The 19,787-nt window shown below is 40.5% G+C and carries 15 protein-coding genes and 1 other RNA gene; 7 read left to right on the forward strand and 9 right to left on the reverse strand.

The window, feature by feature from the left end; genetic code table 11:
- From VGE44_RS01070 to ffs, 4 genes are all read right to left on the reverse strand, one after another.
- Positions 1-632 (reverse strand): NAD(P)-binding domain-containing protein (locus VGE44_RS01070; protein ID WP_331075917.1); only part of this gene is annotated, 632 nt, incomplete at its 3' end.
- A gap of 101 nt (positions 633-733) precedes the next feature.
- The gene (fsa, locus tag VGE44_RS01075; protein WP_331075918.1) at positions 734-1,393 is read right to left on the reverse strand and encodes a fructose-6-phosphate aldolase; all 660 of its coding nucleotides are present in this window, start codon (positions 1,391-1,393) and stop codon (positions 734-736) included.
- 42 nt (positions 1,394-1,435) lie between these two features.
- Positions 1,436-1,792, reverse strand: coding sequence for a four helix bundle protein (locus tag VGE44_RS01080; protein WP_331075919.1), 357 nt, complete (start codon positions 1,790-1,792; stop codon positions 1,436-1,438).
- 57 nt (positions 1,793-1,849) lie between these two features.
- Positions 1,850-1,949, reverse strand: an RNA gene (gene ffs, locus VGE44_RS01085) — signal recognition particle sRNA small type.
- Positions 1,950-2,166: 217 nt separating this feature from the next.
- On the opposite strand from ffs, the gene gltB reads away from it, so the two are divergent.
- Together gltB and VGE44_RS01095 are read left to right on the forward strand one after the other, a co-directional pair.
- The gene (gene gltB / locus VGE44_RS01090; protein ID WP_331075920.1) at positions 2,167-6,693 is read left to right on the forward strand and encodes a glutamate synthase large subunit; all 4,527 of its coding nucleotides are present in this window, start codon (positions 2,167-2,169) and stop codon (positions 6,691-6,693) included.
- Entirely contained in the window at positions 6,693-8,168 is a 1,476-nt protein-coding gene (locus VGE44_RS01095; protein WP_331075921.1) for a glutamate synthase subunit beta, read from the forward strand. Before gltB ends, VGE44_RS01095 begins: the two co-directional genes overlap by 1 nt.
- Positions 8,169-8,304: 136 nt before the next feature.
- On the opposite strand, the gene VGE44_RS01100 is transcribed toward VGE44_RS01095, so the two are convergent.
- The 3 genes from VGE44_RS01100 to VGE44_RS01110 are packed head-to-tail and all read right to left on the reverse strand — an operon-like array spanning position 8,305 to position 10,318.
- Positions 8,305-9,183, reverse strand: a complete 879-nt coding sequence (locus VGE44_RS01100; protein ID WP_331075922.1) for a GNAT family N-acetyltransferase — start codon at positions 9,181-9,183, stop codon at positions 8,305-8,307.
- Positions 9,119-9,778, reverse strand: a complete 660-nt coding sequence (locus VGE44_RS01105) for a YdeI/OmpD-associated family protein (protein ID WP_331075923.1) — start codon at positions 9,776-9,778, stop codon at positions 9,119-9,121. The genes VGE44_RS01100 and VGE44_RS01105 overlap by 65 nt, the downstream gene beginning before the upstream one ends.
- 3 nt (positions 9,779-9,781) lie before the next feature.
- Positions 9,782-10,318, reverse strand: coding sequence for an RNA methyltransferase (locus VGE44_RS01110; protein ID WP_331075924.1), 537 nt, complete (start codon positions 10,316-10,318; stop codon positions 9,782-9,784).
- Between the two features lie 118 nt (positions 10,319-10,436).
- Between VGE44_RS01110 and VGE44_RS01115 the strand changes: the two genes are divergently transcribed.
- Positions 10,437-11,480 carry an aldose epimerase family protein gene (locus VGE44_RS01115; protein WP_331075925.1) on the forward strand — a complete coding sequence of 348 codons (1,044 nt, stop codon included), beginning with the start codon at positions 10,437-10,439 and terminating at the stop codon, positions 11,478-11,480.
- Here VGE44_RS01115 and VGE44_RS01120 read toward each other — a convergent pair.
- The gene (locus tag VGE44_RS01120) at positions 11,477-12,715 is read right to left on the reverse strand and encodes an MFS transporter (RefSeq protein ID WP_331075926.1); all 1,239 of its coding nucleotides are present in this window, start codon (positions 12,713-12,715) and stop codon (positions 11,477-11,479) included. The two genes, VGE44_RS01115 and VGE44_RS01120, sit on opposite strands and share 4 nt — an antisense overlap.
- Before the next feature lie 221 nt (positions 12,716-12,936).
- Between VGE44_RS01120 and mutS the strand changes: the two genes are divergently transcribed.
- Positions 12,937-15,513, forward strand: a complete 2,577-nt coding sequence (mutS, locus tag VGE44_RS01125) for a DNA mismatch repair protein MutS (RefSeq protein ID WP_331075931.1) — start codon at positions 12,937-12,939, stop codon at positions 15,511-15,513.
- 245 nt (positions 15,514-15,758) lie between these two features.
- On the opposite strand, the gene VGE44_RS01130 is transcribed toward mutS, so the two are convergent.
- Complete coding sequence (locus VGE44_RS01130; protein WP_331075927.1) at positions 15,759-16,208, reverse strand: YMGG-like glycine zipper-containing protein; 450 nt, start codon at positions 16,206-16,208, stop codon at positions 15,759-15,761.
- Between the two features lie 211 nt (positions 16,209-16,419).
- On the opposite strand from VGE44_RS01130, the gene VGE44_RS01135 reads away from it, so the two are divergent.
- From VGE44_RS01135 to VGE44_RS01145, 3 genes are all read left to right on the forward strand, one after another.
- Entirely contained in the window at positions 16,420-17,349 is a 930-nt protein-coding gene (locus tag VGE44_RS01135; protein WP_331075928.1) for an RraA family protein, read from the forward strand.
- Between the two features lie 28 nt (positions 17,350-17,377).
- Positions 17,378-18,877 (forward strand): mandelate racemase/muconate lactonizing enzyme family protein, encoded by a 1,500-nt coding sequence (locus VGE44_RS01140; RefSeq protein WP_331075929.1) that lies wholly within the window; start codon positions 17,378-17,380, stop codon positions 18,875-18,877.
- Positions 18,878-19,195: 318 nt separating this feature from the next.
- Positions 19,196-19,787: ATP-binding cassette domain-containing protein (locus VGE44_RS01145; protein ID WP_331075930.1), on the forward strand; the 592-nt coding region annotated here is incomplete at its 3' end.

Genomic DNA, 19,787 nt, shown 5'->3' on the forward strand with positions numbered 1-19,787 from the left:
TTTATCCGGTTTACGATGTCAGGTCTGACCCAGTATTTTACCCTTTCACCAATTTCCGGTTCCCGGATCACCATGCTTACCTGAGCGCCTTTACGATAGGTTTCAAGCGCAGCATCTACAGATGAGTTATTTGCACCAACCACAAGTACATGCTGTCTGGCATAAAAATGAGGGTCTTTATAATAGTGTTTAACTTTAGGAAGATCTTCTCCGGGTATATTCAGCAGATTGGGAATATCATAAAATCCTGTGGAGATAATGATGTTAGCAGCTTCGTATAGGGATTTACTGCTTTCAATACGATAACTAATGCCTTCTTTTCTGACAGATTTTACCTCTTCAAAGAGCCTGAGATTAAGTTCGAAATGCTCAGTCACCCTACGGTAGTATTCCAGGGCCTCAGAACGGGTTGGCTTTATGTTATTGCTGACAAAGGGGATACCACCGATTTCAAGTTTATCGGAAGTGGAAAAGAAGGTCATATTCGCCGGATAATTGTATAGCGAATTAACCAGGCAGCCTTTTTCAAGAATGATGTAGGATAGCCCGGCTTTTTTTGCCTCAATTCCACAGGCAAGACCTATAGGCCCCCCGCCAATGATCAGAATATCGTATTTATTGTCCAGTTCCATTTTTATTAATGCATTCAATAATTTTAAGGATAGGCCTGAAATCACAAAAAGCACAGAGTTTTACACTCCATGCTTTTCCCTTTCAGCTTTAGGCTTTCAGCTTACTTCCCTGCAGCTTTCGCATGATCAGCAAGAAATGTTGCTAGTCCGCTATCAGTTAAAGGATGTTTTGATAAGGCAATCATCGCTGCCAGTGGTCCTGTGATTACATCAGCACCAATTTTAGCGCAATTGATAATGTGCATTGGGTGACGGACTGAAGCGGCCAGAATCTGGGTTTCAAATCCATAGTTATCATAGATCAATCTGATATCTTCTATCAGGGTTAATCCATCTGTTGAAACATCATCCAGGCGACCAATGAAAGGGGAGACGTAGGTTGCTCCAACTTTTGCTGCCAGAAGTGCCTGTCCTGATGAAAATACCAGTGTACAATTTGTTTTAATACCTTTCGAACTGAAGTATTTAATCGCTTTGATTCCTTCTGCGATCATCGGTACTTTAACAACAATCTTTGGATCGAGTGCGGCAAGAATTTCACCTTCTTTCACCATATTTTCAAAATCAGTAGCAATTACCTCAGCACTGACATCTCCATCAACAAGTGCACAGATGGCTTTGTAGTGGTTAATTACATTTTGATCGCCTGTAATGCCTTCTTTGGCCATCAGGCTTGGGTTTGTGGTTACTCCGTCTAATATTCCCAATGCCTGTGCTTCTTTGATCTGGGCGAGATTTGCGGTGTCGATGAAGAATTTCATGTTAATTTAATTAGCAAATTAGTGAATTAGCAAATTAGCAAATTATGCCTTCTTGCTCGTGGAAATTATTTTATTTATGATTTTTTGTATTTCAGTTAACTGTTTGTTCAAGCTGGTAAGTTCCTCATGGCCATATAATTCTTTACATAAGGCAAGCCAATACTCGGTTTCGTCTACTTCCTTGACCGCAATTTTGAATTTATGAATAAAATCAGCTTTGCTTTCAGCATTTTGAGCTTCTCTTACATTTGCACCTATAGATGTGGAGCTCTTGAAAAGTTGATTTGCCAGCGGAAAATTTTTATTTGTTTGAAGAATCTGACAATATTTGGCAGCACTGACAGCGAAAGCAAATGTCTTTAAAACGATTGGGTTTTCATCAGCTTTAAGCCTGCTCATGGGTGGAAGCAATTTGCTAATTAGCTCATTTGCTAATTATCTCAATTAAGAAAAAAAAATGGGCAAGCACCTTTTATCGCACCGCTACAACCTTCTACCCTTGCTGCGTTCCCACCCTGGGGGAGTTCAAAGGGAGCTGGTCGTAAAAGACTTGCCCGGCACAAAAGTAGAAAAAAAATGCAAATTCAGGCCATAGGACAACAATAGAATTGTGAAATGCGAAAGTGTTAATAGAATAGCAAAAAAATTATTAATATTGCAATTTACAATTGAGATAATAGGATTTTTTAATTTAATCATAAAAATAGTTGTAAATCAAGTAAAAACGGCGTATTTTAATTAATTTAGGCGGCTTAATAAATTTAATTCAATAGATGACAAATACTGACAACCAAACACAGGGTTTATATGATCCTTCTATGGAACACGATGCCTGTGGAGTTGGTTTTATTGCAAATATTAAGGGAAAGAAATCTCACAAAATTGTTAGTGATGCCCTTACTATTTTAGAGAACATGGAACACCGTGGTGCTTGCGGTTGTGATCCGGATTCGGGTGATGGTGCAGGGATTTTAATTCAAATCCCACATGAATTTTTTAAACAGGAAGCTCTGAAACTCAATATTAGTCTCGAAAAGGCTGGTAGTTATGGTGTAGGGATGCTTTTCTTTCCAAAGAAAGCCACGATTAAGGAAGAGTGCCGCAGAGCGATCGGGAAAGCTGCAGATAAGCTTGGACTTAAAATATTAGGTTATCGTAAAGTTCCAATCAACAGCGGAATAATTGGGGAAGCTGCATTTTCATCAGAGCCCGATATTGAGCAGGTATTCATTGCTAAACCTGCATCATTGCATACATCTGAGGATTTTGAAAGAAAACTATATGTTCTGAAGAACTATGCTACCAAACTTGTCAGAGAAACTGTGACAGGAGCCGAGCAGCAGTTTTATGTTGTATCGCTGTCTCAGAATGTTATCATGTACAAGGGTGAGTTTACCAGCAGCCAGGTTAGGATTTATTTCCCTGATCTGAATAATAGCTTGCTGAGTTCTGCATTTGGGATGATTCATTCACGTTTTTCAACCAATACATTTCCATCATGGCGCCTGGCACAACCTTTCAGGTTTATCGCGCATAATGGTGAGATAAATACTTTAAAAGGAAACCTGAACTGGTTTTACTCGGGTATCCGTTCATTTGCATCACCTTTTTTCAGTAAGGATGAAATGGATATGCTGTTGCCGGTAATTGATAATAATCAATCCGATTCTGCATGTCTTGATAATGTTGTTGAGCTGTTATTCCATTGTGGTCGTTCTTTACCACATGTAATGATGATGCTAATCCCTGAAGCCTGGGATGGAAATGAGCAGATGGATCCTGCAACAAAGGCATTTTACGAATATCATGCTACCCTGATCGAACCATGGGACGGACCGGCAGCTATTGCCTTTACCGATGGACATATGATCGGAGCTACTCTCGACAGAAATGGCCTTCGTCCGCAGCGTTTTGTGATTACAGACGATAATCAGATTATTGTCGCATCAGAAGCAGGGGTTTTACCTGTTGATGAATCAAAAGTGATCAAGAAGGGACGTTTACAACCCGGAAAAATGCTGGTGGTTGATACCATAAAAGGCACCATCATTGAAGATGAAGAAATCAAAAAGGCTATTACTACCCAGCAACCTTATGGTACATGGTTAGAAAACTATAAAATCAGGCTTGAAGACCTTGCAGAGCCAAGGGTTGCCTTTACACAACTGTCAAATGAATCAACTTTCAAATACCAGCAGGTATTTGGTTATTCCCGTGAAGATATAGATACTCTGATCAAGCCAATGGCCTTAACCGGCAAAGAAGCAGTAGGATCAATGGGTACAGATACGCCATTAGCAGTATTTTCTGATCGTCCGCAGCATCTGTCTAATTATTTTAAACAGTTGTTTGCACAGGTTACCAATCCGCCGATCGATCCGATCCGGGAGCGCCTGGTGATGAGTCTTGCCGGATTTATGGGTAATAATGGTAATATTCTTGATGAGGATGAAATGCATTGTCATTGTGTGGCATTGCCTCATCCGGTATTGAGTAATACTGAACTGGAGAAGATCAGAAGTATAGATACCGGTTCTTTTCAGGCCAAGACACTTCAAACTTATTTCAAAGCTGATGGTCAGCAGGGTTCATTGCAGCGCGGACTTGAGCGCCTTTGTAGATATGCCGAAGATGCTGTTCATGACGGATTTGAGGTTCTGATCCTGTCAGACCGTGCAATTGATTCTGAACACGCTCCAATTCCATCTTTGCTTGCAGTATCAGCTGTTCACCATCACCTGATCAAGAAAGGTCTTCGCGGTGCGGTAGGTATTATGCTTGAGGCAGGGGATGTATGGGAAGTTCATCATTTTGCATGTCTCATAGCGTTTGGTGCTACAGCGGTTAATCCATACCTCGCTCTGGCTACAATACATAAACTAAAAACGGATGAAAGAATAGATACTTCATTGGATATTAAGTATTTATATAAAAATTATATTAAATCTGTTAACGATGGTTTGCTGAAGATATTCTCTAAAATGGGTATATCTACTCTGCAATCTTACCATGGTGCCCAGATCTTTGAGATTGTAGGTTTAAATAAGGATGTGATCGATAATTACTTCACCGGTTCGGTATCCCGTATCGGAGGAATGGGATTGGATGATATCGCTGAAGAAGCTTTGCGCAAGCATTTCTTAGGATTTAAGCGCCGTGGGATAGAAACAAAATTATTGCCAGAAGGTGGTGTTTACCAGTGGAAGAGAAAGGGTGAAGCACATCTGTTCAATCCGGAGACTGTACACTTGCTGCAGCATGCTACCCGGACCAATAATTACGATGTTTATAAGAAATATGCATCCCATATTAATAAACAGACGGACACTTTATACACTATCCGCGGACTTCTTGATTTTGCTCATCACCGTCAGCCGGTGCCTTTGAGTGAAGTTGAGCCTGTGGAGGTCATTTTGAAGCGTTTTGCAACCGGTGCGATGTCATTCGGCTCTATTTCTCATGAGGCCCACAGCACTCTTGCGATTGCAATGAACAGGATTGGTGCTAAGAGTAATACCGGTGAAGGTGGTGAGGATGAATTAAGGTATATACCATTAGCAGATGGAGGTTCTATGCGCTCTGCGATTAAGCAGATTGCGTCAGGAAGGTTTGGAGTTACAGCCAATTACCTGACCAATGCTGATGAATTACAGATCAAAATGGCACAGGGTGCGAAACCGGGTGAAGGTGGACAATTGCCAGGTGATAAAGTAGATGAATGGATTGCAAAAGTGAGGCATGCTACGCCGGGGGTAGGATTGATTTCGCCTCCACCTCATCATGATATTTATTCGATAGAGGATTTGGCACAGCTGATTTTCGATCTAAAGAATGCAAACCGGGCCGCCCGTATCAGTGTTAAGCTGGTTTCAAAGGCGGGAGTTGGTACCATTGCTGCCGGTGTTGCGAAAGCCCATGCAGACGTGATCCTTATTGCAGGACATGATGGTGGAACCGGAGCATCACCTCTTACCTCAATAAAACATGCGGGATTGCCATGGGAACTCGGACTGGCTGAGGCTCAGCAAACCCTGGTTAAAAATAAATTAAGAAGCAGGGTAGTGCTTCAGACTGACGGTCAGTTAAAAACAGGTAAAGACATTGCCATTGCAACGCTTCTGGGAGCTGAGGAATGGGGTGTTGCAACTGCTGCATTGGTTGCTGGTGGTTGTATCATGATGCGTAAATGTCATCTGAATACCTGTCCGGTGGGTGTTGCAACCCAGGATCCTGAACTGAGAAAGCTGTTTTCAGGTAAGCCTGAGCATATTGTGAACCTGTTCAGATTTATCGCAGAGGAATTACGTGAGATCATGGCAGAACTGGGATTCAGAACTATCAATGATATGGTAGGCAGGGTTCAGTTCCTAAAAATGCGTGATGATGTGGATCACTGGAAAGTGAAGAATATTGATCTTTCAGGTATTTTATATCCGATGGATAATCCTTCAGGTATGACCCTGTATAACAGTGAAAAGCAGGATCATAATCTGGAAAACGTACTTGATTGGGAATTGGTTAAAAAGGCGGCAAACGCCATTGAATCAAAAGAACCGGTATTTGCTTTTTTTAATATCAAAAATACAGACCGGACAACGGGTACGATTCTTTCGAATGAGATCACAAAGAAGTATCAGTCTGCCGGACTTCCGCAGAATACAATAAATTACACCTTTACAGGTTCTGCCGGACAAAGTTTCGGTGCTTTCTGTACCAAGGGTATTTCCTTTGAACTTTGTGGTGAAGCGAACGATTATGTCGGAAAAGGTCTTTCAGGAGCTCAATTGGTTATTTATCCTTCGAAGAAAAGTAAAGTTTTGTCGCAGGAGAATATCATCATTGGGAACGTTGCACTTTATGGTGCAACATCAGGTGATCTGTTTGTGAGAGGTCAGGCAGGAGAGCGGTTTGCTGTAAGAAATTCAGGAGCCATTGCTGTTGTGGAAGGTGTGGGTGATCATGGTTGTGAATACATGACCGGAGGAAGAGCTTTAATCTTAGGCAAAACAGGCCGGAATTTCGCTGCGGGTATGAGCGGAGGAATAGCATGGGTTTATGATTCGGATAACTCTTTTGTAGAAAATTGCAATACAGAAATGGTTGATCTTGATCCGTTATCGCCTAAGGATGAAGAAGAAATCCTCAGCCTGCTTAACAAACATGTTCAGCTTACTCAAAGTCAGGTAGCGAAATATATTCTTGATGACTGGGCGCAGCAATCTTCATCATTCATCAAAGTATTTCCGAAGGAGTACAAAAAGGTTTTATTACAAAAAGAATTACAGCAATCAGCAGGATAATGGGAAAAGTAACAGGATTTAAAGAGTACGACAGGGAGCTTCCTAAGAAAATTGCCCCTGCAGAAAGGGTAGAAAATTATAATGAATTCGTTCAGGAATATCCGCCTGAGAAGCTGAATGAACAGGCAGCCAGATGTATGAATTGCGGGGTTCCGTTTTGTCATTCAGGTTGTCCGCTCGGGAATGTTATTCCTGAATTTAATGATGCGGTTTATCAGGGTAAATGGGAAGAAGCTTACCTGATCCTTAATTCTACGAATAATTTTCCTGAGTTCACCGGACGTATTTGTCCGGCACCCTGCGAAGCAGCCTGTGTTTTGGGTATAAATAAACCCCCGGTTGCTATTGAAGAGATTGAAAGGCATATTATCGAGATCGCCTATTCTAAGGGATATGTGAAGCCCAGTACACCAATTTTACGTACCGGTAAGAATGTTGCTGTAATTGGCTCGGGCCCTGCAGGTTTAGCTGCTGCGGCTCAGTTGAACAAAGCAGGTCATAATGTAACGGTATATGAACGCGATGATCGCCCGGGAGGTCTCTTACGCTATGGAATACCTGATTTCAAACTTGAAAAGTCGGTTATTGACCGTCGTCTCGAGATCATGGAGCAGGAAGGCGTGAAATTCGTTTGTAATGTAGAGGTTGGAAAGGATGGAGATATGAAGGCCTTTATTGATCAGCATGATGCAGTAGTTGCAGCTGGTGGCTCAACAATTCCTCGTAACCTTAACATTCCCGGCCGTGATTTAAAGGGTATCCATTTTGCGATGGATTTTCTGAAACAACAAAATAAGACCGTTGGTAATATTTCGTTCAAAGGTGAGCGTATTCTTGCAACAGGCAAAGATGTGGTGGTGATTGGTGGTGGAGATACCGGCTCTGACTGCGTTGGTACTTCTAACAGACAGCATGCCAATACTGTAAAACAGTTTGAGTTAATGGTTCAGCCTCCTGCAGAGCGTACAGAGAATATGCCATGGCCTACTTATCCTATGCTTCTGAAAACAACCAGCTCACATGAAGAAGGTTGTGAGCGATTCTGGGGTATCAATACCAAATCTTTCCTAGGTAATGAGAATGGAGAGCTCAGGGCTATTCTGGTATCTGATGTGAGCTGGGAGCTTGATGCAATGGGTCGTCCGGTAAAATTCAATGAAATAAGCGGCTCTGAGCGTGAAATTCCTTGTCAGCTGATACTTTTAGCTATGGGATTCCTGCATCCTCAGTATCCGGGACTAATAGAAAATGCCGGTATTGAGATTGATGGAAGGGGAAATGTAAAGGCTGATGAAAGAAATTACCAGACCAGTGTTGCAAAAGTTTTTGCTGCAGGTGATATGAGAAGAGGACAATCACTGGTAGTTTGGGCAATTTCTGAAGGTCGTGAGGCAGCAAGAAAAGTCGATGAGTTCTTAATGGGAGCTACTACACTGCCAAGTAAGGATAGAGTCAATGAATATGTGATTTCGTAGAGAGGGAATAGGGAATAGGAAATAGGGAATAGGGAATAGGGAATGCACGTTTCTAATTCCCTATTTTCATTTTCAATTATCAACCCGATTGTTATCAGGTGTCAATTCTGGACTCTCAATTCTCCACTCTCAATTACTAACCCAGTCCTCCACTAATCCTGTTGAAGTTGTTCTCTGCTTTCCATTCACGTTTTGCACCGAGGATCATTCTTTTGGACCTTCTGACTTCCTTATAATTATTATTCAGTAGAAAATCGATTCCAGGCTGGTTTTTAATTGGAAGCTTCGTGGTATTCTTTACCCTCATACGCAATTTCATAAGTTCGGTTCCTGCTTCTGGCAGATCGGCCATAATATAGCGGTCGAAAAAGCCCGGAAAGTAGGCACCTCTGACTTTTCCATCTGAGATGTAAAGAAGCGACGATTTAAGATGATCCCTGAAGATAAGTTCTCTGTTTTCACCAGAGGTGATTTTGTCCAGTGCCATTACTTCGGTTCTGTACTTTTCTTCATAGGGAATAACGCTGTCGGGGTTTTTCAGATTTAGATTGAGCAGATTACCACCGAGATGCATGTAGTCCATTTCAATTTCAAATCCTACTTTTTTATAGACCGGGTATCCCATATCTGTTGCATCAAGATAGATCGTTTTAAAGATCTTCGGATCTGCACGTTCTACAAGTGCGTTTGTAAGCATTTTACCCAGACCCTGATTCCTGTATTCAGTATGAACGATTAAATGCGCCAGCCAGGCCGTGTCCAGATGTTTTATTATAGTTCCGACAGCGACAGTTTTACTTCCATCACTGATCTTTATTGGATTGCAGAAGTTTGAGGATGTATAATAATAAAAATAGGGTCTGATGTCATCCCAGTCGGTCGGCTGAAGCTCATTCAAAGTATCAATATCCCGGTTTTGTAAGTTATGAACTTCCATATCTGATAAATTCTTATTTCTCTGAAGGGTTTTTCTTACCTGAGCTAAGTTTTTCTGCACTTTTAAGGATCCGCTCATTTCTGGTTTTATCCTGTTTGGCAGTCAATATCCAGGTTATATATTCTTTTTTATTGGTGTAGGATAATGATTTAAAAAAGGCAGCAGCTTGCTGATTTAGTTTATTACTTAGCTCGGGGGGCAGGGTAATTATACGTTTATCAACATCAATATATTTGCTCAATTCATTCATGCGTATAGAAGAATTACTTACATCAGAATTTTTAATCTGATCATTTGGTCTGAAGCGAAGAGCTGTCCAGGTTTCATTAATTGCAACAGAAGCTACCGGACGGAGGCCGTATCCGGATGTTTCATCCCATGAACTCATCATTCCAAGATCTGTTATTATTCCTGAAGTCTTTTTAGGATAGGCAATCCAAATAATGGTATCGTCCTGAAAATAAGGCTGAAGGTTCTTCAATTCTTTTCTGAGTCCCGCATTGTTCAAAACAAACAGCAGAATTACATCATAATCACTCCCTGCTGAATAACTTATCCGGACATTCTGGGGCAATGGCTCAAGAAGCCCGATATAATGCTCCGGACTATTTATAAGTAAGACAGACTTACCTGTTTTGATCAATAATTTTTTTGATAATGAGCTTATCGGCATGGATCAGGGCCTGAGTTTTAGTTTGGCAAAAAAATCCCATAACACTATCCCGGCTGAAACTACAATATTAAATGAATGTTTGGTTCCGAATTGGGGGATTTCTATACAAGTATCAATTAGCTTCATGGCTTCATCACTGACTCCATTTACTTCATTCCCAAAGATCAGAGCATACTTTTTTGAAGTTTCAGGTTGGAAATCATTGAGCATCAAACTATTATGTGCCTGTTCAATGGCTATGACCGTATACTGTGCTGCTTTTAATTCCAGAATTATTTCGCTGATATCTTCTGAATAGGCCCATTCAATAGATTGGGTCGCTCCAAGCGCTGTTTTTTCTATTTCACGATGCGGGGGCTGAGCGGTAATACCGCATAAGTATATTTTTTCAATCGCAAATCCATCGGATGTTCGAAAAATAGAACCAATATTGTGCATGCTGCGAACATTGTCCAATATTACAGTGATGGGCAATTTATCCTGTTTTTTAAAGTCCTCAATACCTACACGCCCAAGTTCTTCTGTTTTTAATTTCTGCATATTTTCTAAAAATAGCCTCTTCGAATTGAAGCTGCTTTATTTTTCAAAATTATTAAAGATTTTGGCTTAATTTCATGATTTGGAATGCCCTTGCATTTTATTGATTTTAGAATAAGATATGTTATTAGTTCAGTCTCCAGTACTTTTCCAACACCAGAATGAGGATGTGTATCTTTTTACATTGAAAAACAGCAATGGACTTGAAGTTAGTATCAGCAATCTTGGAGCTATTATCCAATCATTTATCGTACCTGATAATTCAGGAAAACCAAGAGATATTGTCTTAGGTTTCGATCAGATGGAGCATTACATTGATCAGTCTTACCTTGAATCAAATTCTTATCTGGGTGCAATTGTCGGGAGATATGCCAACAGGATCAGTAATGCTGTTTTTGAACTGGATTCTGAACTTTACCCGCTTAGTTCAAATCACCCTCCACATCAGCTTCATGGGGGTTATGAAGGTTTCGACAGAAAAGTATGGAAGCCTGAAAGTATTTCGGGCGTTCCTGATTCCCGGCTTGTTTTCAGCTATCTTAGTAAGGATGGAGAGGAAGGTTTTCCGGGAAATTTAAGAGTGCAGATATCTTTTGAGCTTAAGGACAACAATGAACTGCTCATGCAAATGGAAGCCAGTACCGACAAGGCTACCCCGGTTAATTTGACCCATCATGGTTATTTTAATCTGAACGGTTCTGGAACAATTGAAGATCATTTCGTAGAAATACCTGCTTCTTTTTATTTGGGGCAGCATAGTGACCTGGTGCCAAATGGTGAAATATTGGCTGTACAGGATACTTTATACGATTTCAGAAGTGCAAAACAGATAAGCAGGGTTTGGGATCCTGAAAAGGGTTATGATCAGTCTTTCATTCTTGACAAAGAATATGGAGAATGGGGAAAGGCGGCAATGGCTTACTCAGAAAGTAGCGGAATAAAGCTTGAAGTATTTACTGATGAACCTACTGTGCAATTTTATACAGGTAAGCACTTAAATAATACAGGGGCTAAGGCTGGAGCAAACTATTCTGCTTATTGTGGGCTGTGTTTTGAGACCCAGCATCATACCAATGCAGTGAATATCCCGGATTTTCCTTCGACCATTTTAAGACCAGGCGAGGTTTATAGAAGCAGAACCAGTTATAAAATTTCGTTGCATTAGGAAGAAGCGATATTCATCATATTCTTAAGTTCCCTTCTTCTGCTTAGATTATTGAGGTAGAAATATCCACCTGCAGTTAACAAGCAAATGCCGAAAATAAAGTACCAGAACAATTTATAACCACCGTATTCAATCAGAAAGGATCCGTAAATCGGACCTATAATTTGCGCTACAGACCATGCAATGGTATACAGGGCAGCATATTCACCACGGTTTCTGTCGTTGGAACGGCTCATCCAAAAGGTATTCATGAATGGCATAGCAATCATTTCTCCCAGTGTTACCATAATGATGGAAATGACCGCAAGCCAGGCCGCAGCCGGGAAAAATATTAATATAGCATAACTAAATGCCGCAATAACTACACCTATGCCGGTAAAATACAATGGAGACCTTTTACCTTCAAGATTATTTACCAGAAGCATTTCGGTGAAAACAATAATCAGTCCGTTCATAGCCATTAGTCCCCCGATAAATTGCTCAGTCAATTTCCATTCTGTTTTGAAAAATACCGGCTGAAGGGTAAACAACTGAAAAAAACAGGATGAAAACAATATGGTCAAAATGATAAATGCCAGATAAAGTTTATCCTGATAAGGGGATTGAACCTGAATTTGATGAGTTTCAGTTTCCTTAGACTTTGAATTTTTTACTGCCGGTAATAATTTGATAAGAAAGACTGCAGCGAGGATGTTGGAGAATCCATCAACATAAAACAACAAATGGTAATCAACAGAGGCAAAGAAGCCACCCAGAGCTCCACCAAATGACCAGCCGAGATTGACTGCGAGCCTGTTTAATGAATTGGATCTTGTTCTTGTCTTCTCAGTACTGTAATAGGCTATTGCTGTTGCGTTGGCAGGTCTGAAGCTCTCATTACACATGCTCAGGATAAATGTCCCTATTCCCAGGCTCCAGAATGTTTCGAGAAAGCTGATCATAAAGAACATCAGGCCACCGCTCAGAAGTGCTCCAATCTGAAGGTAATAGAAGCCGATTTTATCTGTATACTTTCCACCGAAAAATGCACCAAAAACTGATCCCAGTCCGAAGATCGCCATGATCAATCCTGCCTCAACAATGCTGAAATTTAACTTCTGGGTGCAATAAATGGTGAGGAAAGGCACTACCATAGTGCCGCTGCGGTTAATCAGCATCACAAAAGAAAGGTACCAGCTTTCTTTACTAAGTCCGGAATAGGCTTTTTTATAGAGATTAATGGGGTATGAAAGCACGCGACAAATTAAATAATAGTTTGGAAAGCTGATAAGAAACCTAATATTTGACTACCAAATTGATTATTTATTACAGGGATTTAACAAAATCAGTTTGCGGATTTTCCCACCTTAAGACAGTTTTCCACAAATCTTCTAAAACTTAAGCAATCCATTAACTTTATGGCCTGATTAATTGCAAGAACTTGTCTAAAAAGAACGAACAGAAGGAAACACCTTTAATGCTGCAGTACAATGCGATCAAGGCGAAATACCCCGGTGCATTATTATTGTTTCGTGTGGGCGATTTTTATGAAACTTTTGGGCAGGATGCGATCAAAGCATCCGGGATATTGGGAATTGTGCTAACCAAACGTGGAAATGGTTCTGGTACGAATACTGAGCTGGCTGGTTTTCCACATCACTCTCTTGAAACTTATTTGCCAAAATTAGTCAGAGCAGGTCAAAGAGTGGCCATTTGTGATCAGCTTGAAGATCCAAAAACTACGAAGACCATTGTTAAGAGGGGGGTGACAGAGCTGATCACGCCAGGTGTGTCTTACAGTGATAATATCATTCAGCAAAACACCAATAATTATCTGGCCTCGCTGTATTTTGAAAAGAATTCATTTGGGATAGCATTTATAGATATCTCAACTGGTGAATTTCTGGTTGCCCAGGGTAATGCAGATTATATAGACAAGTTGCTGCAGAGTTTTAAACCGAGTGAGGTAATTTTTCAAAAAAGCAGGCAGCGCGATTTTACAGAGACTTTTGGCGACCGGTTTTATACCTATCATCTCGACGACTGGGCATATAGTGGTGATTATGCTTCCGAATTTCTGCTCAAACATTTCGATGTCAAATCATTAAAAGGTTTTGGAATTGAAAAATATCCGCTTGCTATCATTGCTGCAGGGGTGGCGCTGCATTATCTGAATGAGACTGAGCATCGTAATCTTCAGCATATTTCCTCTGTTTCAAGGATTGAAGAAGACCGCTATATGTGGCTGGACCGTTTTACAATCCGGAACCTTGAACTGATAGGTTCAGCAAATGAGAATGCAGTCAGCCTTGTAGATGTGCTCGATAAGACCTGTTCCCCGATGGGAGCACGTTTACTTCGTCGATGGATCATCATGCCATTGAAGGAGCTAAAACCGATTCAGGAGCGTCTGGATGTGGTAGAATTTCTTGTCGGGCAGGATGAACTCCGTGAAAAATTATTGCATGAATTGAAGCAAATAGGGGATCTTGAAAGACTGATCTCTAAAATTGGTCTTCAAAAGGCGAACCCCCGGGAAGTATTACAGTTGAAAAGGGCACTTTACGCTATTTCCAATCTCAAGGAGCTTTGTCAGGAATCTGAAAATTTTCCGTTAAAACTGATCGCCGAGCAATTCAATCCCTGTGTTCTTATCAGAGATAAAATTGAGCGGGAGCTGAATCCCGATTCGCCGGTTATGCTGGCAAAAGGATCTGTTATAGCAGATGGGGTTGATGAGGAACTCGACCGTTTGAGAAAGATCGCATTCGGAGGAAAGGGATACCTGATTGAAATACAAAAGCGGGAAGCTGAAATTACCGGAATTCCATCCCTTAAAGTTGCTTTTAATAATGTTTTCGGTTATTATCTGGAGGTAACTCATACCCATAAGGATAAAGTTCCGGCTGAATGGCTCAGAAAACAGACCCTGGTGAATGCCGAGCGTTATATTACTCCCGAGTTAAAAGAATACGAAGAGCAGATCCTTGGTGCAGAAGAAAAAATTCAGGTTCTGGAAACCCGTCTTTATAATGAACTGACCTTTGCATTATCCGAATTTATAAAACCTATTCAATTAAATGCCCAGTTAGTTGCCCAGTTGGATGTATTAATTAATTTTGCCAGCCTGGCGATAAAGAATTATTATGTCAGACCTGTGATCGATGAAAGCAGTGTGATCGATATTAAAGGGGGCAGACATCCGGTTATTGAAAAGAACCTTCCTCCTGGCGAAGAATACATTACCAATGATGTGTTCCTTGACAGTGATACTCAGCAGATCATAATTATTACGGGGCCGAATATGTCGGGAAAATCGGCTTTACTGAGGCAAACCGGTTTGATCGTACTGATGGCACAAATGGGTTGTTTTGTTCCTGCAAAGGAGGCGCAGATAGGGCTCGTGGATAAGATTTATACCAGGGTAGGGGCTTCAGACAATCTTACTACAGGCGAGTCAACATTCATGGTTGAAATGAATGAAACAGCAAGCATTCTAAATAATTTATCTCCCAGGAGCCTTATTCTGATGGATGAGATTGGCAGGGGCACCAGTACCTATGATGGAATATCAATTGCCTGGTCGATTGCTGAGTATCTTCATAATCATCCCACGGCGAAGGCGAAAACGCTATTCGCAACACATTATCATGAATTGAATGAACTGACCAACTCATTCAGCAGAATAAAGAATTTCAATGTGTCTGTTAAAGAGTTAGGGAACAGAGTTATTTTCCTGCGCAAGCTTGTACCGGGAGGCAGCGAGCATAGTTTTGGAATTCATGTCGCTAAGATGGCCGGAATGCCTCCAAAACTCGTCAGCAGGGCAAACGAAATATTGAAACGGCTTGAGCAGGAGCGGACAGGTGGAGAGGATATCAAAGACAGCCTTAAAAAAGTTCAGAAGCAAGCATACCAGCTACAAATGTTTTCTATTGATGATCCTGTACTGGTTAAGATCAGGGATATGCTGAATAACCTTGAAGTAAATACACTGACTCCGGTTGAAGCTCTAATGAAGCTGGATGAGATACAGCGGGTGCTTAAGTCGTGAGTAGTTAGTATTGAGTATCAAGTATCAAGAGCCAAGAATCAAGACTTATGCTTGGTTCAATTAAAAATTGTGCCCAAAGATATTAATCAAACATAATTCATTTAATAATTACGATAAATTCCCAACAACCAACAACTATCAACCAACAACTGAAGAGTATTAGGTATCATGGGCAAAGGCTCAAGACAAAAAAATGCCCCTGATTAAATTTAATCAGGGGCATTTTCTTTCATAGGTAGATATTATTACTGATTCACTCTTCCGGATTTTTTATCCTGCTCCCTGCCAATTACATAACCTGTCCCAGCACCAACGACCCCGCCAATTGCAGCACCTCTGCCATCTTTTTTGTCGACGATAATTCCTGTTCCAGCACCAATAACTCCACCGATAACTGCACCCTTAGCAGCTGAACTCCAGCCTTTTTTCTGTGCCGTTGTGCCTGTTTGAGTTGTTGTGTTAGTCACTGATTTTGAAGAAGTACCTGATGATTGATACTGATTTTTAGTATTTGCTCTTTCTTTTGCGATTGCTAATGCAGTTGCAGCCGAATCGGCTGATGCAGCTCTTTTAAAGCTATCAAGCTGATTAACCATTCTGACCGAATCCTGATCTATTTTAGCATTCTCATTCGCGTTACTGTTGCAAGCTGTAACTATCACTGCAAATGCAAACATGATTAGTATATTTTTCATAATTTCCTTTTGACCACATTGTTGATGGCCAATACTCCTCATGAAATAATGGTGCCAAAGATTTTCAAATTTAATTTTTTTAAATTTTTAAGCTCATAAACTTTAAGCCTTATATTTTTTAACTTAGGATATAGCATAAGCAAAATTCATATTAGGCTATAACCGGAGTATTTTAATATTAAAATAATTTAACTAATAAGAAAATATAATTATGTATAAGAAATTAACTTTATTGTTTCTGATTCTTCTGAATGCAGTTTTTGTAAGTGCTCAACGGATTGGTTCCAGTCCTGAATATGTAAAGGAAATGACTGCTTTGTGGAAAGGCGAGCGTTCGGCAGATGGCCGGCCAATGGTTTCCGAGTTGGTGCTTGAGCGTTTGCAATACAATACACTGGAGCAGATATGGGGCTATCTGTTGGGTAAAGGCTACCGTAATCAGGTGGAGAAAAACTGGACTGTTCTAAAAACAGGACAAACTATGGTTGGTCGTGTTGTTACTGCGCAGTTTATGCCTTCAAGGCCAGATCTTGACACACTGGTTAAAGCACAGGGTCGTAGGGAAGGACGTTCACAGCGGGGCGGATATAATATATGGCCGATCGATATTTTAACAAAGGGAGATGTTTATGTAGCAGATGGTTTTGCTAAGGTTAAGGATGGAACCCTGATTGGATCCAGCCTTGGGAATTCGATTTATGCTAAAACAGGCAAGGGAGTGGTTTTTAATGGATCGATCAGGGATATGCAGGAACTTAGGGATACTGAAGGCTTTAATGCATGGGTTAAAGGTCATGACCCCTCATTTATCAGGGACATGACCCCAACTTCGATCAATGCACCGATCCGTGTTGGTGAAGTGACTGTTTTTCCCGGGGATATTGTATTTGCGAATGATTATGGGGTTGTATTTATTCCTGCACATCTTGTTGAAGACCTGGTCAAGGCAAATGAACTTACCGGACTAAGGGATGAGTTTGAACGTCTATTGCTGAAACAGGGAAAATACCTTTCAGGTGAGATTCATGGAGACTGGACTGAGGTCATAAAAAATGAGTTCAGAGCATGGCTTGCAAAATATCCAAGGAAGACCATGTACACTCCTGAACAACTCGATTCCTATTTGGGTAAAAAACACTGATATTTTATTAATCTGTAATATAAACGATATGAAAAGCACTTTACAATCTTTGATTTCCAGAAATAAGGAAGAAGAAAAGGCCTATGCTGATTCAAGGCTGGCTGAAATCAATAATCCTGAGACCGGCACCAACCGGAGGAATTTTCTTAAAAAAACAGCCTTGGGTGGTATTGCCCTCGGAGGATTGATGAATTTGTCAATTGAAGATACCATAGCCCATACAACGCAAAATGTAAAAAGGTCATCAAATCCTTCAGATCTGAAGATTACGGATATGCGCTATTGCCTCACCAATGTAATGGGAGGAACAGCAATCATACGCATTGACACAAATCAGGGGATTTATGGTCTGGGGGAGGTAAGGGATGCTGCAGATGCCCGTTATGCCCTGATGCTAAAAAGCAGGATCCTGGGCAGAAATCCCTGTAATGTAGAGATGATTTTTAAGATCATTAAACAATTTGGCGGACCAGCACGTCAGGCGGGAGGCGTTTGTGCAGTTGAAATGGCCTTATGGGATCTTTGCGGAAAGGCCTATGGAGTCCCAGCCTGGCAATTATTAGGGGGAAGATATCGTGATAGGGTCAGGCTTTACGCAGATACACCTGAGGCTGCAAGTCCTGCAGAACAGCAAAAACTGATCAATTACCGGATCAATGATCAGGGATATACCTGGTTGAAAATGGATATTTCAATCAGTGAATTAAAAGGAAAAGCGGGTACAGTTGTGAATTCAAAATTCTGGGAAAATGCAAAAGGTGATCTCGCACAATGGGGGGATCAGCGAAATATGATGTCTTATGGCAACACAGCACATCCTTTTACACAAATTCAGATCACAGATAAAGGTTTGGAAGAATTATCACAAATTGTAGAAACAATCCGAAATATGGTTGGCTATGATCTGCCAATCTCTACCGACCATTATGGTCACTTTGACCTGAATAACAGTATCCGTTTAGGCAAGGCTATGGAAAAATACAGGTTAGCCTGGTTTGAAGATATGGTGCCATGGACCTATACTGAGCAGTGGAAAACAATTTCAGATGCGTTGGAAACGCCTACAACTACCGGCGAAGACATTTACTTACTGAAAGATTTCAAGCCTTTGATCCATGCCAGGGCAGTAGATATCATTCACCCTGATCTGGCTTCTTCAGGAGGCTTGCTTGAAACCAAGAGGATAGGAGATTATGCCGAAGAATACGGAGTAGCAATGGCAATGCATCAGGCAGGCACACCGGTCTCTTTTATGGCAAGTGTTCACTGTGCTGCTGCAACGCAGAATTTCCTTGCATTGGAGCATCATTCTGTAGATATCCCTTGGTGGGAAGATCTGGTAAAGACTACAGATGGTAAGAAAATGATAGAAAAGGGTTATGCAATTCTGCCGCTTAATTCTCCGGGTTTAGGAATTGAATTGAATGAGGATGTTTTAAAGCAGCATTTAAAATCTACAGACAAAACGTATTTCGCACCAACGAATGAATGGAATGAACAACGTTCGCATGACAGGACTTATAGTTGATATTTAGCCTGCAGATTTAATGATCAAATCAATTCGGCTAATATTTACTTTTTACAGTACTTATAGTATCTCAAGTATTACAGTTTCTTTAATTTCTGCAGGCATTTTTAGGATGAGTGGAATGCCTTTTTTTGTTATTATTTTCTGGTTTAAGCTTATTTCGATGGGGTTTATTATAACCTTCATAAATAGTTACCGCAAAAATGAATATTTCTATTATCAGAACCTTGGTATATCCAAAACTGCTTTATGGTCTGGCAGCCTTTTATTTGATTTTGTGTTGTTTCTGACTTTAATTATTGGTATTTATAATTTGAGATGAAACATATACTGGAAGTTGATAGTGTTAGTTTGAGTTTTTCTGATAGGGTGATTCTCTCTGATATCTATTTGAAATCTGAAACAGGAAAGATTGTTGGTCTTTTAGGTAGAAATGGACAAGGAAAGTCTTGTTTGATGAAGATTATTTCCGGCACATTAAAGGCAGAAAGCAGATCTGTTCGGTTTGACGGAAAAACTGTTTTTGAACTTATTGGACGTTCAGATCTTTTGGTATATCTGCCACAGTTTAATTTTATTCCCTCATTCCTGACTTTAGAAAGGATTTTCAGAGATTTTTGTTTAAAATTTTATGAGTTTGAAGAATATTTTCCTGAATTTATTTCAAAATCCATGATGAAGATTTCAGAATTTTCAGGGGGAGAAAAACGCATTATTGAGCTTTACGTTATCATAAAATCAAAATCTCAATTTGCTCTGCTTGATGAACCATTTACCCATATCAGTCCAATGCAGATTGAAAGAATCAAGAAATTGCTTATTCGGGAAAAGGAAAATAAAGGCTTTATTATCTCCGATCATATGTTCAGGGAAATAACTGACATAGCTGATAGCATTTACTTATTGAATA

It is taken from the genome of Daejeonella sp., from assembly GCF_036405355.1.
GTDB lineage: Bacteria > Bacteroidota > Bacteroidia > Sphingobacteriales > Sphingobacteriaceae > Daejeonella.